Source organism: Rhizobium sp. M10, assembly GCF_002531955.1.
Lineage (GTDB): Bacteria > Pseudomonadota > Alphaproteobacteria > Rhizobiales > Rhizobiaceae > Rhizobium > Rhizobium etli_C.
Map to the genome: position 1 here is coordinate 64725 of NZ_NWTA01000019.1, position 22594 is coordinate 87318.

At 62.7% G+C, this 22594-nt stretch carries 26 protein-coding genes and 1 other RNA gene; 12 read left to right on the forward strand and 15 right to left on the reverse strand.

Features of this window, described 5'->3' with window-relative positions:
• Nucleotides 1-60 precede the first annotated feature (60 nt).
• On the reverse strand, nucleotides 61-666 hold the full coding sequence (gene rimP, locus CO671_RS24560) for a ribosome maturation factor RimP (RefSeq protein WP_097608082.1): 606 nt from the start codon (nucleotides 664-666) through the stop codon (nucleotides 61-63).
• Between the two features lie 244 nt (nucleotides 667-910).
• On the opposite strand from rimP, the gene CO671_RS24565 reads away from it, so the two are divergent.
• Together CO671_RS24565 and CO671_RS24570 are read left to right on the forward strand one after the other, a co-directional pair.
• Nucleotides 911-2542, forward strand: coding sequence for an MFS transporter (locus tag CO671_RS24565; RefSeq protein WP_097608152.1), 1632 nt, complete (start codon nucleotides 911-913; stop codon nucleotides 2540-2542).
• Between the two features lie 8 nt (nucleotides 2543-2550).
• On the forward strand, nucleotides 2551-3006 hold the full coding sequence (locus CO671_RS24570) for a GNAT family N-acetyltransferase (RefSeq protein ID WP_097608083.1): 456 nt from the start codon (nucleotides 2551-2553) through the stop codon (nucleotides 3004-3006).
• 5 nt (nucleotides 3007-3011) lie between these two features.
• On the opposite strand, the gene CO671_RS24575 is transcribed toward CO671_RS24570, so the two are convergent.
• On the reverse strand, nucleotides 3012-4277 hold the full coding sequence (locus CO671_RS24575) for a lytic murein transglycosylase (RefSeq protein ID WP_097608084.1): 1266 nt from the start codon (nucleotides 4275-4277) through the stop codon (nucleotides 3012-3014).
• Nucleotides 4274-4879 (reverse strand): recombination mediator RecR, encoded by a 606-nt coding sequence (recR, locus tag CO671_RS24580; protein WP_004676724.1) that lies wholly within the window; start codon nucleotides 4877-4879, stop codon nucleotides 4274-4276. Before recR ends, CO671_RS24575 begins: the two co-directional genes overlap by 4 nt.
• 57 nt (nucleotides 4880-4936) lie before the next feature.
• On the opposite strand from recR, the gene CO671_RS24585 reads away from it, so the two are divergent.
• A complete protein-coding gene (locus CO671_RS24585; protein ID WP_170965046.1) occupies nucleotides 4937-5554 on the forward strand; it encodes an MOSC domain-containing protein in 618 nt (205 codons plus the stop codon).
• Between the two features lie 85 nt (nucleotides 5555-5639).
• Here CO671_RS24585 and CO671_RS24590 read toward each other — a convergent pair whose 3' ends face one another.
• From CO671_RS24590 to ffs, 3 genes are all read right to left on the reverse strand, one after another.
• Nucleotides 5640-5963, reverse strand: coding sequence for a YbaB/EbfC family nucleoid-associated protein (locus CO671_RS24590; protein WP_064681590.1), 324 nt, complete (start codon nucleotides 5961-5963; stop codon nucleotides 5640-5642).
• 22 nt (nucleotides 5964-5985) lie between these two features.
• Nucleotides 5986-7857: a DNA polymerase III subunit gamma/tau gene (locus CO671_RS24595; protein ID WP_097608086.1), complete on the reverse strand. Its 1872-nt coding sequence runs from the start codon at nucleotides 7855-7857 to the stop codon at nucleotides 5986-5988.
• Nucleotides 7858-7901: 44 nt separating this feature from the next.
• Nucleotides 7902-7998, reverse strand: an RNA gene (gene ffs, locus CO671_RS24600) — signal recognition particle sRNA small type.
• Between the two features lie 88 nt (nucleotides 7999-8086).
• Between ffs and CO671_RS24605 the strand changes: the two genes are divergently transcribed.
• The 5 genes from CO671_RS24605 (at nucleotide 8087) to CO671_RS24625 (ending at nucleotide 10980) form a co-directional block, all read left to right on the forward strand.
• A complete protein-coding gene (locus tag CO671_RS24605) occupies nucleotides 8087-8497 on the forward strand; it encodes an HIT family protein (protein ID WP_097608153.1) in 411 nt (136 codons plus the stop codon).
• Entirely contained in the window at nucleotides 8494-9453 is a 960-nt protein-coding gene (gene nudC, locus CO671_RS24610) for an NAD(+) diphosphatase (RefSeq protein WP_097608087.1), read from the forward strand. Before CO671_RS24605 ends, nudC begins: the two co-directional genes overlap by 4 nt.
• A 4-nt stretch (nucleotides 9454-9457) precedes the next feature.
• Entirely contained in the window at nucleotides 9458-10153 is a 696-nt protein-coding gene (locus tag CO671_RS24615; RefSeq protein ID WP_097608088.1) for a YafY family protein, read from the forward strand.
• A gap of 72 nt (nucleotides 10154-10225) precedes the next feature.
• A complete protein-coding gene (locus CO671_RS24620) occupies nucleotides 10226-10486 on the forward strand; it encodes a hypothetical protein (RefSeq protein WP_010034501.1) in 261 nt (86 codons plus the stop codon).
• Between the two features lie 125 nt (nucleotides 10487-10611).
• A complete protein-coding gene (locus tag CO671_RS24625) occupies nucleotides 10612-10980 on the forward strand; it encodes a VOC family protein (protein ID WP_039617221.1) in 369 nt (122 codons plus the stop codon).
• A gap of 23 nt (nucleotides 10981-11003) precedes the next feature.
• Here the strand turns inward: CO671_RS24625 and CO671_RS24630 are convergent, their stop codons facing one another.
• Nucleotides 11004-11858, reverse strand: coding sequence for a prephenate dehydratase (locus CO671_RS24630; RefSeq protein WP_004672645.1), 855 nt, complete (start codon nucleotides 11856-11858; stop codon nucleotides 11004-11006).
• Between the two features lie 123 nt (nucleotides 11859-11981).
• A complete protein-coding gene (locus tag CO671_RS24635; protein ID WP_010034506.1) occupies nucleotides 11982-12737 on the reverse strand; it encodes a 3-deoxy-manno-octulosonate cytidylyltransferase in 756 nt (251 codons plus the stop codon).
• A 153-nt stretch (nucleotides 12738-12890) separates the two neighbouring features.
• Here CO671_RS24635 and CO671_RS24640 point away from each other — a divergent pair, with 153 nt between their 5' ends.
• A complete protein-coding gene (locus CO671_RS24640) occupies nucleotides 12891-13454 on the forward strand; it encodes a cytochrome c family protein (protein WP_010034507.1) in 564 nt (187 codons plus the stop codon).
• Between the two features lie 69 nt (nucleotides 13455-13523).
• Here CO671_RS24640 and CO671_RS24645 read toward each other — a convergent pair whose 3' ends face one another.
• Complete coding sequence (locus CO671_RS24645; protein ID WP_010034523.1) at nucleotides 13524-14471, reverse strand: AEC family transporter; 948 nt, start codon at nucleotides 14469-14471, stop codon at nucleotides 13524-13526.
• A 419-nt stretch (nucleotides 14472-14890) separates the two neighbouring features.
• On the opposite strand from CO671_RS24645, the gene CO671_RS24650 reads away from it, so the two are divergent.
• Complete coding sequence (locus tag CO671_RS24650) at nucleotides 14891-15883, forward strand: adenosine kinase (protein ID WP_064681582.1); 993 nt, start codon at nucleotides 14891-14893, stop codon at nucleotides 15881-15883.
• On the opposite strand, the gene CO671_RS24655 is transcribed toward CO671_RS24650, so the two are convergent.
• Nucleotides 15876-16415: an SH3 domain-containing protein gene (locus CO671_RS24655; protein ID WP_097608154.1), complete on the reverse strand. Its 540-nt coding sequence runs from the start codon at nucleotides 16413-16415 to the stop codon at nucleotides 15876-15878. The genes CO671_RS24650 and CO671_RS24655 overlap by 8 nt on opposite strands.
• Before the next feature lie 184 nt (nucleotides 16416-16599).
• Between CO671_RS24655 and CO671_RS24660 the strand changes: the two genes are divergently transcribed.
• Nucleotides 16600-17601 (forward strand): D-glycerate dehydrogenase, encoded by a 1002-nt coding sequence (locus tag CO671_RS24660; RefSeq protein WP_010033669.1) that lies wholly within the window; start codon nucleotides 16600-16602, stop codon nucleotides 17599-17601.
• 6 nt (nucleotides 17602-17607) lie between these two features.
• Here CO671_RS24660 and CO671_RS24665 read toward each other — a convergent pair whose 3' ends face one another.
• Genes CO671_RS24665 through recF form a run of 3 tightly spaced genes read right to left on the reverse strand, consistent with a single transcriptional unit; the run spans nucleotide 17608 to nucleotide 20038 of the window.
• Nucleotides 17608-18096, reverse strand: coding sequence for a GNAT family N-acetyltransferase (locus CO671_RS24665; RefSeq protein WP_097608089.1), 489 nt, complete (start codon nucleotides 18094-18096; stop codon nucleotides 17608-17610).
• A complete protein-coding gene (locus CO671_RS24670) occupies nucleotides 18093-18917 on the reverse strand; it encodes a molybdopterin-synthase adenylyltransferase MoeB (RefSeq protein ID WP_097608090.1) in 825 nt (274 codons plus the stop codon). The genes CO671_RS24665 and CO671_RS24670 overlap by 4 nt, the downstream gene beginning before the upstream one ends.
• A complete protein-coding gene (recF, locus tag CO671_RS24675; protein WP_097608091.1) occupies nucleotides 18914-20038 on the reverse strand; it encodes a DNA replication/repair protein RecF in 1125 nt (374 codons plus the stop codon). Before recF ends, CO671_RS24670 begins: the two co-directional genes overlap by 4 nt.
• 401 nt (nucleotides 20039-20439) lie before the next feature.
• Here recF and CO671_RS24680 point away from each other — a divergent pair, with 401 nt between their 5' ends.
• A complete protein-coding gene (locus CO671_RS24680; protein WP_097608092.1) occupies nucleotides 20440-20808 on the forward strand; it encodes a helix-turn-helix transcriptional regulator in 369 nt (122 codons plus the stop codon).
• Nucleotides 20809-20925: 117 nt separating this feature from the next.
• Here CO671_RS24680 and CO671_RS24685 read toward each other — a convergent pair whose 3' ends face one another.
• Nucleotides 20926-21126 (reverse strand): hypothetical protein, encoded by a 201-nt coding sequence (locus tag CO671_RS24685; RefSeq protein WP_004672628.1) that lies wholly within the window; start codon nucleotides 21124-21126, stop codon nucleotides 20926-20928.
• Between the two features lie 335 nt (nucleotides 21127-21461).
• Nucleotides 21462-22589 (reverse strand): molecular chaperone DnaJ, encoded by a 1128-nt coding sequence (gene dnaJ, locus CO671_RS24690; protein ID WP_097608093.1) that lies wholly within the window; start codon nucleotides 22587-22589, stop codon nucleotides 21462-21464.
• Between the last annotated feature and the right edge of the window lie 5 nt (nucleotides 22590-22594).

Genomic DNA, 22594 nt, shown 5'->3' on the forward strand with positions numbered 1-22594 from the left:
TGTCTTGTTTCTCCGTCTTTACTCCGGGGTTCCCGTCCCTGGGAGCGGTCTGTTAATCGGTTATTCCTGCTCGTCCGCTTCGTTCTGATTGGCGGCCTGCGCTTTCGCCAGCTTGTCGGCGCGCAATGCATCGCGGATCAGGTCGTCGGTCAGGATAAGTTTCGCATCGCTGAGCGCCGTGAAAGGAATGGTGACGTTCAGCTCTTCTCCGTAGGCAACCTGGTCACGCTCGAGCGTGAAACCATCTGCGTCCGCTTCGACGATCTTGCCGCGGAAGCGCTTGCGGTTGCCGATCATGATCGACGTCTCGCATTTCACCAGGTGACCTTGCCAGCGAACGAAATCGGATTTCCGCACCATCGGACGGTCGATGCCGGGCGAAGACACTTCGAGATGATACTCTTTATCGACCGGATCTTCCACATCGAGGACGGGAGAAATCGCCATCGAGACTTCTTCGCAGTCCTGGACGGTCATCGTGCCGTCGTTGCGCTCGGCCATCACCTGCATCGTCATGCCGTTCTGGTTCAGCATGCGCACACGGATGAGCCGGAAGCCCATCCCGATGAGAACGGGTTCGATGATATCGGCAAGACGCTGGTCAAGCCCGGTTTCGGTAATCAGCCGCGGCTCAAGTTCGTTGTCTGCGTTCGTCATGTCCGACAAGCGGTGCGCTCCTCGCAATTTCTGCTGTTCAGGCGATCGAGCTAATAAAAAAGAGCGGGTCCTTGCGGCCCACTCTTCATCAAGCGATCAAGAATTTGAGAGCCATATAGTCGGGTTTTTACGAAATTGCAAGGTCTGCGGCCGATTCCGCCAATTCGCCTCCGACAAGGCGAACGCGCCTATGGCCAGCGCCGGTCATGCGCATATATTGCCCGGCGGGGCAATGACAAAAGCGGGAGAAATTGTGGCGTACACTTCGTCGACATTGGCGCCTTTGCGGCATGATACCTATCGCGCCATATGGTTTGCGAGCCTTTCCTCGAATTTCGGCGGTCTGATCCAGGCGGTGGGTGCTGCCTGGATGATGACGACGATCACCGCTTCGGAAGATATGGTCGCGCTGGTGCAGACCTCGACAGCGCTGCCGATCATGCTGTTTTCCCTGATCTCGGGCGCGCTCGCCGACAATTACGACCGCCGCCGGGTGATGCTGACGGCGCAGTGCCTGATGCTGACGGTCTCCGGCCTGCTGACGGCCGCAGCGCTTCTCGGCTGGATCACGCCCTGGCTGCTGCTCCTCTTCACCTTCCTGATCGGCTGCGGCACGGCGCTCAACAATCCCTCCTGGCAGGCCTCGGTCGGCGACATGGTGCCGCGCGCCGATCTGCCGGGTGCCGTCACCCTGAACAGCATGGGCTTCAACATCACCCGCAGCGTCGGACCGGCGATCGGCGGCGCCATCGTGGCAGCCGCCGGCGCCGCCGCGGCCTTTGCGGTGAATACGCTGAGTTATCTGCCATTGATCTACGCTTTGTCGCGTTGGCGGCCGAGCGCGCCGGTTTCGACCCTGCCGCGCGAGGCGCTCGCCAGCGCCATCTTCGCCGGCCTGCGATATGTCTCGATGTCGCCCAATCTCGAAAAGGTTCTCGTCAGGGGGCTCATCTTCGGCATCGGCGCCAGCTCGATCCTGGCGCTGCTGCCGGTGGTCGCGCTTGATCTGGTGGCCGGCGGACCGCTGACCTATGGCTTCATGCTCGGCGCTTTCGGCATTGGCGCGATCGGCGGCGCCGTGCTGAGTGCGAGAATTCGCCAGGCGTTTTCCGGCGAGAAGATCATCCGCCTGGCCTTTGCCGGCTTTGCGCTCAGCGCCGTCATTGCGGCCGTCAGCCCGAGCGCCGTCCTCACCTCAGCCGGACTGCTCGTCGCCGGCGCCTGCTGGGTCTCGGCGCTGTCGCTCTTCAATACCATCGTCCAGCTCTCGACTCCGCGCTGGGTGGTGGGCCGCGCGCTGTCGCTCTACCAGACCGTCACCTTCGGCGGCATTGCCGGCGGCAGCTGGCTGTGGGGCGTTGCTGCCGATCGCTACGGCGTCGCCAATGCGCTGCTGACGTCATCCGTCGTCATGCTGCTCGGCATTGCGATCGGCCTGCGTTTTTCGATGCCGGCCTTCGCCTCGCTCAATCTCGATCCGCTGAACCGCTTCACCGCGCCGGCGCTCAGCCTCGACATCACGCCGCGCAGCGGCCCGATCGTCATCCAGGTCGACTACGAGATCGCCGACGACGATCTTGCGGAATTCATGACGTTGATGGGCGAGCGGCGGCGTATCCGCATCCGCGATGGCGCGCGGCACTGGGCGCTGATGCGCGATCTCGAAAATCCCGGGCTCTGGACCGAAACCTACCATACGCCGACCTGGGTCGAATACATCAGGCACAACCAGCGGCGCACGCAGGCCGATGCCGAAAACATCGACAGGCTGCGCGCCCTTCACCGCGGCGAAGGCCCGCCGCATGTTCACCGGATGATCGAACGCCAGGCCATCCCGCCCGGCGACGATGTCTTCCACAAGGCGCCGATCGATCTGCACCATTGAGAACAACCATGTATGATTTCAGGCTCGCCCGCCAATCCGATCTTGCCGCGATCATCGGGCTCCTCGCCGATGACGATCTCGGCAGCGCCAGGGAGGTCGTCTCGGACCCCATCGACGCGCGCTATCTCTCGGCCTTCGCCGCGATCGAGGCGGATGCCAATCAGATGCTCGCCGTCGCCAGCGATGCGGACGATCAGCTTGTCGGCTGTCTGCAGCTGAGCTTCATTCCCGGCCTGTCGAGAGCGGGCATGTGGCGCGGACAGATCGAAAGCGTGCGGATCGCCCGGGACTTGCGCGGTTCCGGCCTCGGCTCCGAGTTCATCGAATGGGCGATCGCCCAATGCGCCGAGCGCGGCTGCGGTCTCGTGCAGCTGACATCGGACAAGACGCGGGCGGATTCGATCCGCTTCTACGAGAAGCTCGGCTTCGTCGCGAGCCATGAAGGGCTGAAGCGCAACCTCTGAAACGGCTACTTCAGCTTGCCTTTCATCGTGGCCTCGGGAAAGCAGGTCGGCTTCATGCCGTTCTTCGCCTGCCATTGGCCGATCGACCGCCGTGTCTTGTAGCCCGGCAGCCCGTCGGAACCGCCGACGTCATAGCCCTGCCGCTCCAGCGCCTTCTGCATGGCGGCGACATCCGAGCGCAGCATCTTGCCGACATCGCCCCACCGGCCCTCAAAGGCGCCGCCGTTGGACCCGATCCGGTCGGCGAGATTGCCGATATAGAGCGCGTAGAGATCGGAGTTGTTGTATTCCTTGATGATGTAGAAATTCGGGGTGACGATGAATTCAGGCCCGTCGCGGCCGGCCGGCACGAGCATCATGCCCTCCGCCTTCATCTCGCTTGCGGGGAAGTTCCTGCCGGAGATGCGGTCGATGCCGAGCGAGGCCCAATGCGAAAGCGGCTTCGCGAGGTCTGGACCCTCCTGCGCGCAGGAAACCGCCTCCGGTATCGAGACCTCGAAGCCCCAGTCACGATCACGCTGCCAGCCTTTTTTGACCAGGTAATTGGCAATCGAGGCAAGCGTATCCGGCACGGAGGTCCAGATATTGCGGTGACCGTCGCCGTCGAAATCCACCGCATATTTCAGATAGCTCGTCGGCATGAATTGCGGCTGGCCGAGCGCGCCGGCCCACGAGCTCTTGAAATCGGCGGGCGTCACGTCGCCGCCGTCGAGAATATGCAGCGCCGCCATCAGCTCGGTGCGGAACATGTCCTTGCGGGTCGACATGAAGGCCTTGGTCGCCAGCACCTCGACCGCCGAATTCGGGATCTTCGCCGCGCCGAAGCCCGTCTCCCGGCCCCAGATGGCGAGCACGATCGAGCCCGGCACGCCATAGGTCTTCTCGATCCGTTTCAGCGTCGAGCCATATTGTGCGGCAAAGCCGCGCCCGGTTGCGGCGAGCCTCTTCAGATGATCCTCGTTGAAATAGGGGCTAGGCGAGGAAAATTCCGCCTGCGTCTGCTTCTGCTCCTTAGGTGGCGGGAAACCGGGCGGCGCGAGATCCGGCAGGTTCCAGTTCAGCGCGACGCCCGAGAACGCGGCCTTGAAGGTCTTCTCGGAAATGCCGCCCGCCTTGGCCTGCGGCCAGAGGTCCTTCTGCACCCAGCTTTTGAACTGGGTCTCGACATCGGCTTTCGATGGGGCTGCGAAGGAGGGGAGCGGAAGTAGGGCGGTCATTATCGCCAATGCGAGTATCCGCAGGGTGCGGTGCGCCATATACAAACCCCTCATATCACCGTCCTTGCCCGCAGCGCCGCCGCCAGCGTGCCCTCGTCGAGATAGTCGAGCTCGCCGCCGACAGGCACGCCATGCGCCAGCCGCGTGATCTTCACGTCGAGCCCCTGCAGCTGGTCGGTGATGTAATGTGCCGTCGTCTGCCCTTCGACGGTGGCGTTGACGGCGATGATCAGCTCGCGGATGCCGCCTTCGCCGATCCGGTCGATCAGCCCGCGAATATTGAGATCGTCGGGCCCGATCCCGTCGAGCGGCGACAGCGTGCCGCCGAGCACGTGATAGGCGGCGTTCATCGCGCCGGCCCGCTCCAGCGCCCAGAGGTCGGAGACGTCCTCGACGACGATGATGACGGATTGGTCGCGCTGCGCATCGGTGCAGACCGTGCAGGGATCGACGGTATCGACGTTGCCGCAGCGCGAGCAGATCTTCACCTTGTCATAGGCCTCGCCCATCGCATTCGACAGCGGTCCGAGCAACTGGTCCTTCTTCTTGATCAGATGCAGTGCCGCCCGGCGCGCCGAGCGCGGCCCGAGGCCCGGCACCTTCGCCAGAAGCTGGATGAGTTTTTCGATTTCGGGGCCGGTGACTCGTTTTGCCATGCGCCGTTCTTAGCTGATATGCAACGAAAACGGAATCGCGGAAGGATCGGCCGTCTCATGAAAATCCTGGCGCTGTGTAGAGGCAATGCAGAAAGGCTGCCCGGCAAGAGCTACAAGACCGGCATTTTCAAACACGTCGTCAACGGCGCCGTGATGATCGATGTCGAAGGGCTGGTCGGCGACGCCATCTGCAACCGCAAACACCATGGCGGCGTCGATCAGGCGGTCTATATCGAAGGATCGCTGACGCTCGACTGGTGGGCGCAGCAACTTGGCAGGCCCTATGCCCCCGGCACCTTCGGCGAAAACATGGTGATGTCGGGCCTCGACAATCGCGACGTTTCCGTCGGCGATCGCTTCATATCAGGCGATCTCGTCCTCGAAGTCACAGCATGCCGCATCCCCTGCGCCACCTTCGCCGCCAGGATGGCCGATCCGAAATTCGTCAAGCGCTATACCGATGCCGCCCGCCCCGGCATCTATTGCCGCGTCATCCGCGGCGGCATCGCCGAAGCCGGATTGCCGGTCGAGCATCAGTCATTTGCCGGCGACAAAGTCACAATGCCGGAGTTGATGGAAACTTTCGGCCGACGGCTTTCCGAGGCGGACCGGGCGCGATATCTCGCTGCCCCTATTCACTACAGGCTGCGAGCGATGTTGGAAACACAGCGTTAGGCGCCAATTTCACCTGTGCATCGCGAACGCGATTGTCACATCGCCCATCGCCACAGCGGTGAAATGGAGATCGAATCGCCGGCTATCAGAACGGCAGCTTGAAGCCGGGCGGGATCGGCAGGCCGGCGGTGAGCGCCTTGGTCTTTTCGGCGGCGAGCGCTTCGGCCTTGTCCTTGGCGTCCTTGTGGGCGGCGACGATCAGGTCCTCGAGGATCTCGACATCGTCCTCCTTGAACAAAGACGGGTCGATCTTCAGGCTCTTCAGCTCACCCTTGCCTGACATGACGACGGTGACGAGGCCGCCGCCCGCCTTGCCTTCGGCCGAGAGCTCGGCGATCTCCGCCTGCATCTGCTCCATCTTGGCCTGCATTTCCTTGACTTTGCCCATCATGCCCATGATGTCGCGCATCGTCTCGCTCCTTCTTGAAACCTTAGAATTCTATGTCGTCGCCGGGCAGGATGTCACCGTCTTCGGATTCGGCGGCGGCAGGCGGTGTCGCCTCTTCCGCTTCCTCCTCCGGCGTCGGCGCCCTGACGCGCACGTCGATGATCTTGGCGCCCGGAAACTGCGCAAGAATGGCGGCGACATCGGGGTCCTGGCGGGCGTCGCTGACGCGCTGTTGCTGCGCCTTGGCTTCCGCCTCCACCATCGTCGGCCCGCCCTCTTCGCGGCTGGTGCTGACGATCCAGTGGATGCCGGTCCATTCCTTGAGTTTGACGGCGAGCTCGTTCAGCAGCGTGCCCGGCGCGCCCTCGGTGAGGTTCACGTCCAGCCGGCCGGGCTCGATGCGCACAGGCCGCACGAAGTTGCGCACCAGCGCCTTCAGCTTGACGTCCCGCTTTTCGGCCGCGAGGTCGACGATATCGCCGATCGTATTGACCGATACCAGCGGCTTCGGCGCTTCAGCCGGCTTCGTCTCGACGCGGCCGATTGTCTGCGGTTCCGGATTGGGCACGGCGCGCAGCATCGCGGTCGGCCCTGAGGGCTGAGGCCGCGGTGTCGGCTCCGGCGCCCGCGCCGCAACGCTGCTCTGATAGGGAACCCGTGTTCCGTTGCCGCCGCCACCGCCTGAAGGCGGGGAGGAGGGGCGCGAGCCGGCACCGTCGCCGGAAAATTCGGCAAGCCGCCGCGCCGCATCCTCGGGCGCCGGCAGATGTGCGGCATGCGCCAGCCGGATCAGCACCATTTCGGCCGCCCCTGCCGTGCGCGACGAGCCTTCGGTTTCGGGAATACCCTTCAGCAGCATCTGCCAGATGCGCGACAGCGTCGTCACCGCCACACCCTTGGCCAGTTCCGCCGCCTTGGTACGCTCGATTTCGCTGAGCGAAGGATCGTTTGCCGCATCCGGCACATATTTCAGCCGCGTCACCAGATGGGTGAAATCGGCAAGATCGGTCAGCACCACGACAGGATTGGCGCCGGCCTCGTACTGGCTCTGGAATTCGCCGAGGGCGCCGGCGACATCGCCTTTGACGATATGCTGGAAGAGATCGACGATCCGGGCGCGGTCGGCAAGGCCGAGCATCCCACGCACCGCTTCGGCCTGCACGGCGCCGGCGCCATGGGCGATCGCCTGATCGAGCAGCGACAGGCCGTCGCGCGCCGAGCCTTCGGCAGCGCGCGCGATCATCGCCAGCGCGTCCGCTTCCGCCTCGATACCTTCCTTGGCAGCAATCGTCGTAAACAGCCCGACGAGGTCCGAGGCGCTGATGCGGCGCAGGTCGAAACGCTGGCAGCGCGACAGCACGGTGATCGGCACCTTGCGGATCTCGGTGGTGGCGAAGATGAATTTCACATGTTCCGGCGGCTCTTCCAGCGTCTTGAGCAGACCGTTGAAGGCCTGTGTCGACAGCATGTGCACTTCGTCGATGATGTAGACTTTATAGCGCGCCGAAACCGGCCGGTAGCGCACCTGTTCGATGATCTCTCTTATATCGTCGATACCGGTATGGGAGGCGGCATCCATTTCGATCACGTCGACATGCCGGCCTTCCATGATCGCCTGGCAATGTTCGCCGGGCGTGCGGAGGTCGATCGTCGGCTTGTCGATCTCTGCCGTCTTGTAGTTCAGCGCCCGCGCCAGGATGCGCGCCGTCGTCGTCTTGCCGACGCCGCGCACGCCGGTCAGCATATAGGCCTGCGCGATGCGGCCGGTCTCGAAGGCGTTGGTGAGCGTGCGGACCATCGGCTCCTGGCCGACCATCAGGTCCGTGAAATCCTTGGGGCGGTATTTGCGAGCCAGCACCCGGTATCCGGTGCCCGTCGAGGCGGCATCTTTTGATTGTCGCTCGGTGTCGCTCATCGCCCTGCTTGTCGCCCGGATGCCGGGCACTTCGTAAAGAGAAGGTGGGAGGCTGGCACGATGACCCGTGCCGGGCTCGTTAGGGCTGCTTCCTTCCGGACCTGACCCGGTTGGCGAGTGGCTCGTCCACCACCAACCTCCCGGATGCACATATCGGCAATATCGTCATCAAAAGCAAGCCAACATGATAAAAAACTGCTAGTCGTTGGAAAAGACAGGAGGAATGCCCTTGAACGGCTTTAGACTCGACCCCCGGCTGGAAAACGACAGCACCAGCGTCATGGTCACCGGCCTCTGTGATCTGAGATTGTCGAGGGATGCCCGCTGGCCGTGGCTCATTCTCGTGCCGCGCCGGGCCGATATCACCGAAATCTTTGAGCTGACGCCGCTCGACCAGGTGCTGCTCGCCTTCGAGACGGAGCTCACCGCCAAGGCGCTCAAAGAGATCACCGGCGCGACAAAAATCAATGTCGGGGCTCTTGGCAACATCGTCCGCCAGCTTCATGTTCATGTCATTGCCCGCTTCGAAGGCGATGCCAACTGGCCAGGCCCCGTCTGGGGCTTCGGGCGGGCAGAGCCCTACGAGGACGGAAAGAGAGACGAATTGACAGCGAAGCTGCGGGAAGCCCTTTCATCATGAGCCATTCGCTTTTTGATTCAGATGTGCCGCATCCGGAACCCAGCAATCTCACGGCCTTTGCCGGCAACGACCTCAATCGCGATTCCGAACATCGCGACGAACACTCCGTCGAAAAGGCGTTGGCGAGGGAAGGCACGCATATCTTCGCCTTCGCCAACGACAAGCTGGTGCTGAAGCATGACGGCCAGGTGCTCGATCCGCTTTTTGCCCGCTACGAACTGCAGGAGCTTCGGCCGAATTGGGACGAGACGGTGCTTCTCGGCTACCGCAAATCAGGCGAACCGCGCCTTGCCGTGCCCGTCGGCGTCGATGTCGACGACCTTGCCAGCCAGTACAAGCCTGCCGACGGCCGCACGCTGTTTCGCGAAATGCTGATCGATGAGGTGCTGCTCGGCGAATTCGCCCAGGCCGCCAGCCTCATCCGCTGGAACGGCGACAACCGCTTCTGCGGCCGCTGCGGCTCGGCGATGGAGATCCATATCGGCGGTTACAAGCGTGTCTGCGCCGTCTGCGAGCACATGATCTTTCCCCGCACCGACCCCGTCGTCATCATGCTGACGATCGACGAGAGCCGCGACCTCTGCCTGCTCGGCCGCAGCCCGCATTTTGCGCCCGGCATGTATTCCTGTCTTGCCGGCTTCGTCGAGCCGGGCGAGACCATCGAGAACGCCGTGCGCCGCGAAACGCTGGAAGAGTCAGGCATCCGCACCGGCCGTATCCGCTATCACGCCTCGCAGCCCTGGCCGATGCCGCATTCGCTGATGATCGGCTGTTACGCGGAGGCGAAATCCACCGAGATCAAGCGCGATGAGACGGAGCTCGAGGATTGCCGCTGGTTCACCCGCGAGGAAACGCTCGAGATGCTGGAGCGCCCAGGCGCCAACGGCAAAGCCTCGCCGCCGAAAGGGGCGATCGCCCACCGCCTGATGCGCGACTGGGTGGAGTGGAAGCGCTAGTGCCATGCCGGTCGCCCGTTCGGAACGGCTCCTGACGCTGCTCCAGACGCTTCGGCGTTATCGCAGGCCGGTGACCGGCACCGTGCTCGCTCAGGAGACCGGCGTCAGCCTGCGCACACTCTATCGCGATATCGCCAGCCTGCAGGCCCAGGGCGCGATGATCGAAGGCGAAGCCGGCATCGGTTATGTGCTGAAGCCGGGTTTCATGCTGCCGCCGATGATGTTTTCCGAGGAAGAGCTGGAGGCACTGGTGCTCGGCTCGCGTTGGGTGGCCCGCGCCGCCGAGCCGCGCCTTGCCGGCGCCGGCGCCGATGCGCTGGCCAAGATCGCCGCCGTACTGCCGGCCGATTTGCGTGAAATGATCGATTCGGCCGCTCTCTTCGTCGGCCCCAAACGCCGCGATGAGGATAGCGCGGATGTCTCGGCCATCCGCAGGGCGATCCGCCTGGAGCGTATTCTCGAGCTGCATTACGGCGACGAACAGGGCCGGATCTCGCGCCGCCGCGTCTGGCCTTTCGCGCTCGGCTATTTCGAGCACGTGCGCGTCCTCATGGCCTGGTGCGAGCTGCGCCAGGATTTTCGCCATTTCCGCACCGATCGCATCATCGACATGGCACTGCATGAGGTGCGTTATCCGCGCCGCCGCACCGTGCTTCTCAAGGAGTGGCGCGAGACGCAGGACGTGCCGATCGAGAGGTGATCGCTGCTGCCATAAACTGTCAGCAGTTGGCGTTATGATCAGTCTCAATCCACTAGGGAAGGAGTACTGATCATGGTAACGCCTCCAATCATTCAGCAGGCCGGCGACCGCTTCGCCACCAATAGCTTTGCCGATATTATTTCGGCCGAAACCTTCGCCGATGCCCGGCAGTCGACCCGCTTCGGCCTGCTGCAATTCGCCATCGGCCTTTTCCGGATCCCCGGGGGAAGCCGCCCCAAACTCGACGTTGAGGCGACACCTGATTACATGAAGCGCGACCTCGGCTTCATGGACGGGCGCAACCCACGCCACGAAGACCGCTTCCCGCTCTAATCCGCTTCATCATCGACATTCCGCCCGACGAAACCGGGCGTTGCTTCGGCAACGCCCGCTGCATCCTGCTGACATAGATTGGCAGCAGGCGCTCATCCAGCATGTCACACCAAGGGAGAACCGAAATGACCAGCCCCAATCTGATTATCCTCTACGTCAAGGACCCCGGCGAAAGCGCCAGCTTCTACCGCAACCTCCTGAACCGCGAACCGGCCGTGGAAGCGCCGAATTTCGTCGCCTTTCCGCTCGACGGCGGTTTCACGCTCGGCCTCTGGCGGCGCAGCAAGGTCGAGCCGCAGCCCTCCGCCATCGGCAACCGGGGCGAAGTGGCCTTCATGGTGGCGGGGGAAAATGCCGTCGCCAGGCAGTATGAGGACTGGCGCCAGCGCGGCCTGCCGATCGCCCAGGAACTGACGGAGCTGGATTTTGGCCCGACCTTCGTCGTCCTCGATCCGGACGGGCATCGGCTGCGCGTCTGTGAGCCGGATAAGTAATAGCCTGAATGGACGGGGCCTGCTTAGAGCAGGCCTCGCATCGCATGCCCCTTGTAGACGCCGAGGATGCGCACCTTCTCGGAGAAGAACCGCAGTTCCTCCAAGGCCCGGCGAACGTTCGGATCGTTCGGATGGCCTTCGATATCGGCGTAGAACTGCGTCGCCACGAATTTTCCGCCGAGCTGGTAGCTTTCCAGTTTCGTCATGTTGATGTTGTTGGTGGCAAAGCCGCCGAGCGCCTTGTAGAGCGCGGCCGGAATGTTGCGGACATTGAAGACGAAGGTGGTGACGACCTTTTCTTCCGCCGAATTGCGCTGCGCCCATTCCTCGTCACGCGAGAGCACGACGAAGCGGGTGACGTTGTTTTCCGTATCCTCGACATTTTCGGCGACGATCTCGAGCCCGTAGAGATCGGCGGCAAGGCGCGGCGCCAGCGCGGCCATCGAGCGGTCGCCGGTTTCCTTGACGAGCTTTGCCGCCCCTGCCGTATCGCCGGCGATGACAGGCTTCCAGCCATGGGCGCGCACGATCTTGCGGCACTGGCCGAGCGCATGGATATGGCTGTGCACCGTGCGGATCTCGTCCTTGGTCACTCCGGGCAGCACCATCAGCTGGAAGCGGATCGGCATGAAATATTCGCCGATGATGTGCAGCCGCGATTCCGGCAGCAGGTGATGGATATCGGCAACGCGGCCGGCAATGGTGTTTTCGATCGGGATCATGGCGATATCGGCGTCGCCGTTGTCGACCGCGGTGAACGCATCCTCGAACGTCTGGCACGGCAGCGGTTCCATGGTCGGAAACATGTCGCGGCTGGCCATGTCGGAATTGGCGCCGAACTCGCCCTGGAAGGCGATCCTGTTGGTCTTGATGTTCATGATGGTTCCGTCAGTTCGACTTAGAGCATGATGCCGAAAAGTGTGAGCGGTTTTCGGACGACATCATGCTCTAACTCTTTAATTGAGAACAGGATTCAGTTTTTAGGCCAACCGAGCCTAAAATCATCCTGTTCTGGCGGAGAGGATGCGCCGCGCTTTTTCAAGGTCGGCGGGAGTATCGACACCGAGCGGAACCGTGTCAACGATCTCCACGTCGATGCGCATGCCGGCCTCCAGCGCCCGCAGCTGCTCCAGCGATTCGCGCTTTTCGAGCGTCGACGGGCCGAGCGAGACAAATCGCTCCAGCGCCGCACGCCGATAGGCATAAAGGCCGATATGGTGATAAAGCGGCCCCTTGCCGTAAGGTGCTGTCGCGCGCGTAAAGTAGAGGGCGTGCAGACGGGTGTCGGAGACGGGCGAACCGACGATCTTGACGATATGCGCCGCTGTCTTGTCGTCCTCATCGTCGATTTCGGTCGTCAGCGTGCCGATATCGACCACCTCGTTCTCGAGCGGGCGCAGAGCCGCGCGCACGGTTTCCGCATCGATCGTCGGCAGGTCGCCCTGGACGTTGACGATGATTTTCGCTTTCCCGTCCGGATCGACCTTGGTCAGCGCTTCGAAGATCCGGTCGGAACCCGATTGATGGTCACTGCTGGTCATGACGACGTCGAAGCCGGCGGCAGAAACGGCATCGAACACCTGTTGGTCGTCGACCGCGACGACCACGCGGCCGATGGCTGCCTCTTTGGCGCGCATCGCCACCTGCACGATCATCGGCAGTCCGCAAATATCGGCGAGCGGCTTGCCCGGAAGCCGGGTGGAGGCCATGCGTGCCGGGATCAATACCAGCACCTCGTCTAAATTTGAATCACTCATGGTTCGGGCCTTCTATTCCGGGCTGAAAAGTGTCAAAAAGTCTCACGCATAAGACCATTTAGACAGTTGCAACGATCAGTCAAAAGACATAGGTTCCGCGCGATTTCAAGATGGTCCGGTTCTGGTCTGCCGGCTGCAAGGGGAGCATTGCAGATGAATTCATACGTCAATACGGCCGTGGGGGCGCTGCTCGGAACGATTTTCGTTCTGATGTCGGTCTCCATCGCGTCCGAGGGGATCTTCCATTCCGAAGCGCCGGAAAAGGAAGGTTTCGCGATCGTTGCCGAAGAGGCGCCCGCCGCCGGCGGTGAAGCCGCGCCCGCCGCTGCCGTTCCGATCGCGCAATTGCTCGCTTCTGCAGATGCCAAGGCCGGTGAAACGGCCTTCAAGAAGTGTCAGGCCTGTCATGACGCCACCAAAGGGGGGCCGAACAAGGTCGGTCCTAACCTCTTTGGTGTCGTAGATCGCCCGATCGCCTCGCATGAAGGCTTCGCCTATTCCGCCCCCATGAAGGATTTTTCCAAGGGCAGCAGCGAGAAGTGGACCTTCGAGAACCTCAACAAGTTCCTGCTGGCGCCGAAGAAGGACGTCCCCGGCACCGCGATGGGATTCGCGGGCCTGGCGAAGGATCAGGAGCGCGCCAACGTCATCCTCTACCTGCACACGCTCGCCGATTCGCCGGTGCCGCTGCCGGATCCGAAAACCGCGACGCAGTAAGGCGAAGCGCCATCGCATGACAATCGAAGCCCGGCCGCAAGCCGGGCTTTTGTTGTTGATGGCGCAGGTTCAGGCGCCGAGGAAATAAGCCCAGAGCGAAACGGTGATGGCGCCGAGCGCTGTTGTCACCGAGATCGTCGAGGCGGCGAGGCTGTGGCCGACGCCGAAACGATTGGCGATCAGCCAGGCATTGATGCCTGTCGGCACGGAGGAGGTCAGCACGATCGCCGCCGTCCATTCCGGGCTGAGACCGAGGAGACGGCTCGCTGTCCAGACGCAGCCGGGCAGCAGCAGCAGCTTGAGGCTCGAGGTAACGCTGGCGATGCCGAGATTGCCGGAGACGCCGTATCTCTCCAGCGCCATGCCGAGCGAGATCAGCGCCGCCGGGCCGGCTATGCCGGCGATCTGGCCGACGACCGATGCCACCGCAGTCGGCATGGTGAGGCCGGAAAGATGCACGGCCATGCCGGCCGCAAGGCCGATCACCAGCGGATTGCGGATGAGATTGATGGCGATCTGGCGAAGCACAAAGACCATGCTGCGGTCGCTTTTGCCGGCGATCTTTCGTTCAGCGTGCTCCATCAACACCGTGCCGGCGACCATCATGACAGGCAAATGCACGGCAAGCAGGATCGACAACGCCACCAGCCCTTCGTCGCCGACGGTCCGCTGGACGAGCGGCAGTCCGATGAAGACGTTGTTGGCGAAGGCCGAGGAAACGCCGGCCAGCACGCCGATCCGTTCGTCGCGATTAAAGAGGCGCGTGGCGGCGATATGGCCGGCCGTCCAGGTGATGGCGACGCCGGAGAAATAGACGATCCAGAGCCGGAAGGGCGAGGCGCCATGGAAATCCGCCTCGGCGATGGTGCGGAAGAGCAATAGCGGCACGGCGATCTTGAAGACGAACTCACTGAGCGCGTCGCCGACATTCGATGCCATCAAGCCGCTGCGAACGATTACCCAGCCGATGAGGATCAGGATGAAGATGGGAAGGACGTCGAGAATGATGGCTGACATAAGGAAGGATGCTCTGCGGGGAGGGAGTATCCGAGGTCTAGCAGCAAAAGGCTTGCGTTGAAAACGCAATCGGCGCCCGGCCGCGGAGGGGCTGCATCCGAACGCAAAAAAAGCGGGCATGGCCCGCTTTTCCGCTCCGGCCTTGCCGGATATCCGGATCGCGAGGCTGCCAGTTCATCCGTGGTCAGCACCGCGCCGGTAAGATCGAAGGGATCATCCCTCGTCGTCCGGCTGCAACTGAAAGCTGCTCATGCCGGTCTTCTTGCAAGCATTTGTAGGTCTCGAAAATGACAGGGACATGACGAATAAGCGGCACTTTTGCGAAGAATAGAGACGCCATTCACCATTTATCCTTCCAAACCGCGGAAATTTCGCTAAGACCGAACCCCGGCTATCACAAATCCGGGACTCCCCATTTCATGACAAGATTCGATGTTCTGACAGTCGGCAACGCGATCGTGGATATCATTGCCCGCTGCGACGACCAGTTCCTCATTGATAACAAGATCACCAAGGCGGCGATGAACCTCATCGATGCCGAGCGCGCCGAACTTCTGTATTCGCGCATGGGGCCGGCACTCGAAGCCTCCGGCGGCAGCGCCGGCAATACGGCGGCCGGCGTTGCCAATCTCGGCGGCAAGGCTGCCTATTTCGGCAATGTCGCCGCAGATCAGCTCGGCGACATTTTCACCCATGACATTCGCGCCCAGGGCGTCCACTATCAGACCCGTCCCAAGGGCACCTTCCCGCCGACGGCGCGGTCGATGATCTTCGTCACCGAAGACGGCGAACGTTCGATGAATACCTATCTCGGCGCCTGCGTCGAACTTGGCCCTGAAGACGTCGAGGCCGATGTCGTTGCCGACGCCAAGGTCACCTATTTCGAAGGTTATCTCTGGGATCCGCCGCGCGCCAAGGAGGCTATTCGCGACTGCGCCCGCATCGCCCATGAAAACGGCCGCGAAATGTCGATGACGCTGTCCGACAGTTTCTGCGTCGACCGTTATCGCGGCGAATTCCTCGATCTGATGCGCTCCGGCACGGTCGATATCGTCTTCGCCAATCGCCAGGAAGCGCTGTCGCTTTACCAGACCGAAGACTTCGAAGAGGCGCTGAACAGGATTGCCGCGGACTGCAAGATCGCCGCCGTGACGATGAGTGAGAATGGCGCCGTCATCCTGAAGGGCCGCGAGCGTTATTACGTCGATGCGATCCGGATCAGGGAAGTTGTGGACACGACGGGCGCCGGCGACCTTTTTGCCTCCGGCTTCCTCTACGGCTATACGCAGGGACGGTCCCTGGAAGATTGCGGCAAGCTCGGCTGCCTCGCTGCCGGCATCGTCATCCAGCAGATCGGCCCGCGCCCGATGACCTCGCTCAACGAGGCCGCCAAGCAGGCAGGGCTTATTTGAAGGCTTCGCCGGGATAGGCGCCCCAGATTTCCGACTGCGCCACCCAGCCGGTGGCGCCGTCGGTTTCGGCGCGGCACCAGTCGCCGTTGCATTCGCCGATCGCCAGCATCACGCCGGGTTCCAGCTTGGCGATGATCGAGGCGGAGGGCTGCGCCTCGCGGCGCAGATTGACGAAGATGCCCTTGCCCTTCGTCTTCATCCAGGGTGCGGCGATCGCCGCACGCTGGCCGGAGAGCAGCGACTGATTGACCCAGCCTTCGGTGCCGTCGGCATCACGGATGCGGCGCCAGTTGTCGTATTCCTGGATGATCTCCACCGGCAGGCCGGATTTCAGATACATCCACGAAACCGCGTAATCGGTTCCCGGGCCGATGCGCAGGTTGACACGCTTGGATTTCAGCGTGACAAAACGCGGCAATGGCAGGCCGCTCGGTCCCTTGGCCGCCTGCGCATGGGCAAATTCGACGGGGCCGAGCGATGCCGCCAGAGCGATCGCGAGGGCGAGGCAGGACTTCAGGACTTTGCTGCGCATGGAGGCATCCGTTTGCTCGAATTCACGGGCAGGCCCGCCTGCACGCGGTCCGGGCTGTGACATTCCCCGGCTGCACCACGAGTTTTGTTTGTCTTCGCGTGCGGGTCTGGTAGAAATTGCCCGGAACGGGAAAATTATCACCCCTCTTGGTTAAAGACCTCTGAACAAGGCACCGCAGGCAGCCATGACAGCGAAGAAAAAACCGAAGGTCTACATCACCCGCAAGCTGCCGGATGCCGTCGAAACCCGAATGCGGGAACTCTTCGATGCCGAGCTGAACATCGACGACGCGCCGCGCTCCGTGCCCGAGCTCATGGCCGCTGTCCGGACCGCCGACGTGCTGGTGCCGACCGTCACCGATCGCATCGACGCGGCGCTGATCGAGGCGGCCGGCCCGCAGATGAAGCTGATTGCAAGCTTCTCCAACGGCACCGACCATATCGACGTCGAGGCGGCGGCGCGCAAGGGCATCACCGTCACCAACACGCCGAACGTCCTGACCGAGGACACCGCCGACATGACGATGGCGCTCATTCTCGCGGTGCCGAGACGGCTCGGGGAAGGGGCGCGGGTGCTGACCGACAAGCCGGGCGAGTGGGCCGGCTGGTCTCCTACCTGGATGCTCGGCCGGCGCATTCACGGCAAGCGCATCGGCATCGTCGGCATGGGGCGCATCGGCACGGCGGTCGCGCGCCGCGCCAAGGCTTTCGGCCTTTCGATCCACTACCACAACCGCAAGCGCGTCAATCCGGCCGTCGAGGACGAGTTGGAGGCGACCTATTGGGAAAGCCTCGACCAGATGCTCGCCCGCGTCGACATCGTCTCGGTCAATTGCCCGTCGACGCCGGCAACCTTCCATCTGATTTCAGCCCGTCGCCTGGCGCTGCTGCAGCCGACCGCCTATCTCGTCAACACCGCCCGCGGTGACGTGGTCGACGAAAGCGCGCTGATCAAAAGCCTGAGGGAGGGCAAGATCGCCGGCGCCGGCCTCGACGTCTTCGAGAACGAACCGGCCGTCAACCCGAAGCTCGTCAAGCTCGCCAACGAGGGCAAGGTCGTGCTGCTGCCGCATATGAGCTCGGCGACGATCGAAGGCCGCATCGATATGGGCGACAAGGTGATCATCAATATCCGCACCTTCATCGACGGCCACAGGCCGCCGAACCGGGTGCTGCCCGGGCGTTGATCCGGTTCAGACGATGCGGGCCTGAGCCGCAAGCATCTTCCGCATCTCGACGAAGGTCGTTCTGGCAAAGCCCGGATGTGCCTTCTCGGCGGTTCTCGAAAAACCCCAGGCGCCAAAGACGGCATGATTTTCGGTGAGCTCGATGCGCGTCTCCAGCCGCAAAGCGGCAAGGCCAAGCGCTGCCGCCGTCGCCTCGGCGGTTGCCAGCAGCCGCTTGCCGAGCCCCTTGCCTTGCGCCTCCGGGAGAACGGCGAGCTTGCCGACATAGAGACAGTCGGCCTCCGGCCGCAGGAACAGGCAGCCGATCAGCTTTTCGTTTTCGATGGCGACATGACCGATCTCGGTTCCGGCTTTTTCGGCCAGCGACTCCGTCGTCAGCTTGAGCGCCGAAGAGGGCGGGTCGATCCTGCCGTTCATCGAGGCGAAGGCAGCGAGGATGAGCGCCAGCAGTTCGTCCCAGCGCGTGAAGTTCTGATCCAGGCGGATGATTGTCATAGGGTCTGTCCTTGCCTTTCCCGGCGGCGTTTATAGCGTATCGTGTCGAACCGGGCCGAGAGCGCGTCGTAGAGCAGCAGCCGTCCGATCAGCGGTTCGCCGGCGCCGGTGATCAGCTTGATCGCCTCCATCGCCATCATCGTGCCGATGACGCCGGTGAGCGCGCCGATGATTCCGGCTTCGGCGCAGGAGGGGATCAAGCCCGCCGGCGGCGCTTCCGGAAACAAGTCGCGATATCTGGGATTGGGTGTTCCGTCGTCGCCGGTCTCATAGGGCTTGAGCACCGTCAGCGAACCGTCGAAACGCCCGACCGCGCCGGTGACAAGCGCTATCTGCGCCGCCTCGGCGGCGTCGGCGGCGGCATAACGCGTGTCGAAATTGTCGGAACCGTCGATCAGCAGGTCGAAGCCGGCGAGCTGCCGCTGGGCGGTCTCCGCGCCAAAACGTTCCTCGAAGCGGATCAGCCGCACATGCGGATTGAGCCGGGCAATGGCGAGCGCAGCACTTTCGGTTTTCAATTCGCCGATCGTGCCGGAATCATGGATCACCTGCCGCTGCAGGTTGGAGAGCGACACCCGGTCGTCATCGACGATGCCGAGCGTGCCGATACCGGCGGCGGCCAGATATTGCAGGATCGGCGCTCCAAGGCCGCCGGCGCCGATCACCAGCACGCGGGCGGCCTTCAGCCGCTGCTGGCCGGCGCCGCCGATCTCGGGGAGCAGGATGTGTCGGTGATATCGGGCGATTTCATCGGGGCTGAGCGGTTCCATGGCGGCGATGCTATCATGACGCCCGACGCCGGGAAAAGCCGCCTCCCTCATCCGAACACCTTTCCGTCGGCAACGGTGAAGAACTGCGCCCGGTCTGCGAGCGCTGAAAACATTGTCCGATCCGTGCCCGTCATGAAAGCCTGGCCGCCGAGCCCGTCGATAAGATCGAACAGTGCGGCACGGCGGCCCTCGTCGAGATGCGCGGCGATCTCGTCGAGCAGCAGGATCGGCGCATGGCCGGTGAGATTGCCAACGAGCCGCGCATGCGCAAGCACCAGGCCGACGAGCAGCGCTTTCTGCTCGCCGGTCGAGCAACGCTCCGCCTCCATCGCCTTTTCGCGGTGGTGGACGATGAGGTCGGCTCGGTGCGGCCCCTCCAGCGTGCGCCCCGCGCCGGCGTCCCGATACCGGCTCTCCGCCAGCATCGCCGCATATTCGTCCTCGAGATCGACCGAGGGGCGAGAGAACTGGCCGTCCATGAAGCCCGAAAGCTGCAGCGATGCCGAAGGGAAGGGCGAGTTCTCCGGCCTTTCCTCGATCAGCCGGGTGAGCAGGCCGAGCATTTCCTGTCGGGCGAGCGCCATGGCGATGCCGAGGCTTGCCATCTGCTCCTCGATGCCGGCAAGCCAGGAAGGGTCGAAGCGGCCTTCGTCCAGCAATTTGTTGCGGCTGCGCATGGCGCGCTCGAAATCGTTGGCGCGGCGGCCATGGGCGGGATCGAGCGACAGCACCAGCCGGTCGAGAAAGCGTCGGCGGTCGGAGGAGGCGCCGGTAAAGAGCCCGTCCATCGCCGGTGTCAGCCAGAGAAGACGCAGATGGTCTGTCAGTTCGTCGGCGGTTTTTGCCGCGGTACCGTTGATCCGCAGCCTGCGGGTGGTGGTCTCCTCCCCCGCTTCAATGCCGGTGCCGATCTCGACCTCGCCCTCCATGCCGTCAAGCGCGGCAAAGATCGAAAAGCCGCCGGTCGCGCCGACGCGGGTAATATCGCCATAGGCGGCGCGGCGAAGCCCCCGGCCCGGCGAAAGCAGCGAGACCGCCTCCATGAGATTGGTCTTGCCCGCGCCGTTGTTTCCCGTCAGCACGGCATGCCGGCCATCGAGGGTGAGGCTCACCGCCGCATAGTTACGGAAGTCTGTCAGCTTCAGACGGGAAAGAGAAACCTTGTGCGGCATCGCGTGTCCGGGTTTGTGAAGCCTGACAGCTATGCCGAAGCGGCGTCGATAGCAAGGCTCGCGGCTCGGCCGCCACGGGTCACGCGTAAAATACCCCGGCGGTATTTCCGCATGCTCGCGTAAATGAGCCCCGATTCAGGAACTGTACGGTACGTTTTATCCGGCATGTCCCAAAAAAATACAACCGCATCGAAGCGATCCGGCGTCGCGTCCTCGGCCGCCGACAGCCCTCGTCATGGATTTCAAACCGCCTGGATACTAGGGGCTCCGCCCATTCTTCCGGGGCCGCTGACGTAACGTAATGCCCAGAAAAAGTCGGTTGAATTTTGCAACTAACGGGTTGAGTTATGCGGCGGAAACGCTATGGTAAACGAACCGTTTGCGTATGAAAGAATGACGAAGTGCCAGATCCGGTTGATATTATCGTTGGTCGCAACATAAGACAGCTTCGCGCCCTTCGCCGGGTTTCCCAGCTCGAGCTTGGTGAAGCCCTTGGACTGACCTTCCAGCAGATTCAGAAATACGAAAAGGGGACGAATCGCGTTTCCGCCAGCAAACTGCACCAGATCGCGGTTTTTCTCGATGTCGAGATCTCGGTTCTTTTCGAGGGTGCCGACATGCCGCAATTCGGCAGCCGCATCGAGCTCAGCCCTGACGCCTATGCGCTTGCCCTGAGTTACGACAAGCTGAATTCACCGGCAGGCAAGGAAGCGGTCAAAACCATTCTCACGCTCATAAGCAGTGGGCAGGCTGCCGAAACCGCCGCGTGAGTCGAGCCGGGAAATCGGCTTCCTCGCAGACATTGCAATCTGTTTAAGCTCCGCGTTTCGGGCAAGCCCAAGAACAGCGAGAGCCGAAACGCGCCGCGTCGCGTTCGATAAAAAGCGTCAGTGAAATTCGCGCTCGTGCAACGCCGTCAGCAGGTCGTCCTGCGTCTGGTGGCCGGCATGATAGAGGTCGATCGCGATACTGGCGATCGAAAGGCCCTGTTGGCTGCGAAGCTTGATGTTGCGCTCGGCGCACCATGTGTAAATGGCGCCGGCGAGAACGTCGACGTCGTCGTGCTGAGAGGAGAAGGCTGGCGCCATGGCAGTTACTCTTGCTTTGGTTATTCCCCGAACAGAGCGCCGCGCCCGAAAGGACGGCCAAGGTCGCTCCATCATTCCAATCTGCGCCTGATCCTTCGAAAACCTGCTCCGATCTCCGGGTTATGCGCTGACGACAGAGACTGAATTCATTTGGAAAACTTGCAAGCGCCATTATCCGGCTGCGTTAACGCAACTCGACTTTCATCCCGCTGCCGTCTCAATGCGGTACAAATTGCCCGGCGCACCATGCGAATGTGCCAAAACGGGTCGTCATGACGAAAAAGCCGGGGACGTTTCCGTGCCCCGGCTTTCGATACGGCAATTCCGGTTGCGGCTCAGCTTTCGAAGAATTCCTTCATCCTAGCAAAGAAGCCCGTCGATTCCGGATTGTTCTCCTTGGAGGAAATCTGCTCGAATTCCTGCAGCAGCTCGCGCTGGCGCTTGGTCAGCTTCTGCGGCGTCTCGATCTGGATCTGGATGTAGAGGTCGCCCGTCTGCGCCGACCGCAGCACCGGCATGCCCTTGCTCTTCAGGCGGAACTGTTTGCCGGCCTGCGTGCCCTCCGGCACGGTCACCCGCGATTTGGTGCCGTCGAGCGTTGCCACGTCGAAGGTTCCGCCGAGCGCCGCCGTCGTCATCGAGATCGGGACGGCGCAATAGAGATCGGCTCCGTCGCGCTGGTAGAATTCATGCGGCTTCACCGACAGGAAAATATAGAGGTCGCCCGCCGGTCCGCCGCGGGCCCCGGCTTCGCCCTCGCCCTGCAGGCGGATGCGCGTGCCGTCCTCGATGCCGGCAGGGATATTGACCGAGAGCGAACGTTCTTCGGTTACCCGGCCCTGGCCGTGGCACTTCTGGCAGGGATCGGGAATGATCTGGCCGCGGCCGTGGCAGGTCGGGCAGGTCCGCTCGATCGAGAAGAAGCCCTGGGCGGCGCGCACGCGCCCCGTTCCCTGGCAGGTGCCGCAGTTCTTCGGCTGCGTGCCGGGCTTGGCGCCCGACCCCGAACAGACGTCGCAGGTGATCGACGTCGGCACGCGGATCTGCGCCGTCTTGCCGGAAAAGGCCTCTTCCAGCGTGATTTCCATATTGTAGCGAAGATCGGCGCCGCGTTCGCGCCCACCCGACGAACGCTGGCGCGCCCGTCCGCCACCCATCATCTCGCCGAAAATATCCTCGAAAATGTCGGAGAAGCCACCGCCGGCAAAGCCGCCGCCACCGCCGCCCATGCCGCCATGTTCGAAGGCCGCATGGCCATAACGGTCATAGGCCGCCCGCTTCTGCGGGTCCTTGAGCATCTCGTAGGCTTCGTTGATTTCCTTGAACTTCCGTTCGGCGTCCTTGTCATCCGGATTCTTGTCCGGATGGTATTTCATCGCCAGCTTTCGGAAGGCGCTCTTCAGCTCTTTCTCGTCCGCCGACTTGGCTACACCCAGAGTTTCGTAAAAGTCCGCTTTTGCCATTAAGG